Origin of the sequence: Streptomyces sp. NPDC047079 (genome assembly GCF_040643755.1) — a bacterium.
Taxonomy (GTDB): Bacteria; Actinomycetota; Actinomycetes; order Streptomycetales; family Streptomycetaceae; genus Streptomyces.
Genome location: NZ_JBEYUZ010000067.1, coordinates 1 through 1,875, shown reverse-complemented (window position 1 = coordinate 1,875; position 1,875 = coordinate 1). Strand labels below are relative to the sequence as shown.

At 71.1% G+C, this 1,875-nt stretch carries 2 protein-coding genes and 2 pseudogenes; all 4 read left to right on the top strand.

Features of this window, described 5'->3' with window-relative positions:
* Window positions 1–396, top strand: a pseudogene (locus tag ABZ823_RS30895) (hypothetical protein); the annotation flags it as partial.
* 62 nt (window positions 397–458) lie between these two features.
* Window positions 459–668 (top strand): hypothetical protein, encoded by a 210-nt coding sequence (locus ABZ823_RS30890; RefSeq protein WP_361666225.1) that lies wholly within the window; start codon window positions 459–461, stop codon window positions 666–668.
* A gap of 100 nt (window positions 669–768) precedes the next feature.
* Window positions 769–1,104 carry a hypothetical protein gene (locus tag ABZ823_RS30885; protein WP_361666222.1) on the top strand — a complete coding sequence of 112 codons (336 nt, stop codon included), beginning with the start codon at window positions 769–771 and terminating at the stop codon, window positions 1,102–1,104.
* Window positions 1,101–1,875, top strand: a pseudogene (locus ABZ823_RS30880) (hypothetical protein); the annotation flags it as partial. The gene ABZ823_RS30885 and the pseudogene ABZ823_RS30880, both read left to right, overlap by 4 nt.

Here is a 1,875-nt window from a genome sequence, read left to right as displayed (position 1 = left end):
CGCGCCGCCGAGGTCGTGCACCTGTGGCGGGTCGATGTGCAGCGTGAGCGCTGGCCGCACCACGGGGCGCCCCCGCCCGCCGACCTTGCCCCGGACTGCCGGTGGCTCGGCATGGAGCTGGAGTGGATCGTCACCCACTACCCGGCGGCCGGGGATCTGGCGGGCGAGATGAAGGAGCTGGAGCGGCAGGCCCGGTCGATCGTCGGCGATCCCGCTCCGCGGCCGCAGAGGCTCGGCACGTGCGTCGCGGTCGACGCGGAGGGCGTCGTCTGCGGTGCTGTGATCTCCCGCCTGCCGGGGCAGACCCGGCTGTGCTGCCAGTGGTGCGGCTACGTCTACAACTCCGACCGGGACTGGCTCCTGCTCCAGCACTTCCAGCCCAACGAGGCGGCGTGATCAGCATGGCGATTATCCAACACCCTGTTGCGTATAACCCCCTGTGCGATACCATCGACTCGATGGAAGCGATCCCCTGGAGGGACCGTCTCCGTCAGGAGGACGAGCTGCTGGAACAGCTCGCCAGCCAGACGGAGGCAGCCCTCAAACGACGCGCGCAGGCCCTCAAAGACGGGTCCGCCGAACTCGGCAGCGTCTACGCCGTGGCCCAAGAGATCGGCCTCAGCTGGACCGCCGTAGCAAGGGCGATCAAGAAGCACACAACCCAATAGACGAGGGCCGGACGGCAGCTCTCCCTGGTGCTGGAACACCTGGGAGGCGATCGCACCGCCCGACCCTCTACCGAACATCCTGATTACGGCAGGAGTCGGCATGACCGATCTTTCCGCGCGCCCCGACGGGGCCGCAAGTTCCACCATCCCCGGGCCCGTGCGCGACCTGCTCGCCGCGATCGGCGAGGTACTGACGCTGCCCGACCCGGGCGGGGACCGTATGGACCTGGTCCGCTACGAGTCTTGCGTCTCCGAGCGCATCCACCTCGTCCAGCTCACCATCCGCGACATCCTCACCGGCAAGGCCACGGACGGCCTGGAGTGGGAGGCCGCTTACCTGCGGAAGCAGAACACGGCCCGGCCGCCCCGCTACCGCACCTCCGAGCAGGAACTCGCTGACCTCCGCCGGACCGCCAGGGATGGTGAGGGCCAGTGACCACCCACCGGGAGCTCACTCGCGGCCAGGCCGTCGTCCTCGGCGCGGCCGCCATCGCCATGGTCGCCGTCGGAGGCTTCGGCGCCTGGGGCACCTACAGCAACGCCGTCTCCGCCTTCCACCGCGAGGCGACCGCGGCCGGCGTCGTCGCCGCCGGCGAGGGCCTCACCTTGATCCTGGCCCTGATCATGCTGGGGCGGACGATGCTCGCCATGTCGTCGCCCACCGTGGTGCGCGGCGGCATGTGGCTCGCCCCCCTCTCCGCCAGCTGCATCGGCGTGGCCATCGCCAACGACGTCCGTGAGGCCGCGGTGTTCGGCGTCACGCCGTTGGCCATGTCCGGCGCCGCCGAGGGACTCGGGCTGATCGCCCGCAGCATCGTCGTCTACCGGACGGGCGTGGACGCCGAGGTGATGCGCCGCAACGCCGACGCCGCCCGGCAGCTCGCGTTCCAACGGGCCGTCGCCGACGGCCACCCGGGTAAGTGGCAGCGCAAGCTGGCGGTCCGCCGCTACTGGCGACTCGCCCGGTACGTGGGCGTAGGCGACACCGAGCTGGGCGCCGGCCTGGTCGACGTCCAGCGCCTCCGGGTACGGGAGGGGGCTGATGCGGCCCTCGCATCCATGTACGGCGGACAGACCGACGCGCCGTCGGCCAGTCCCGTCGAGCGTCCCCGCCCGATCACCGCGACCGAGGCGCTGCGCGAGCACTTCACCACCGTCGACCCGGCCGACGCGATCCGTCTCGCACACGATGCGCGACCTGATGCGC

Coding starts and splice junctions, on each gene's coding strand:
- ABZ823_RS30890 (WP_361666225.1), top strand. CDS start 459: ATGGAAGCGATCCCCTGGAGGGACCGTCTCCGTCAGGAGGACGAGCTG.
- ABZ823_RS30885 (WP_361666222.1), top strand. CDS start 769: ATGACCGATCTTTCCGCGCGCCCCGACGGGGCCGCAAGTTCCACCATC.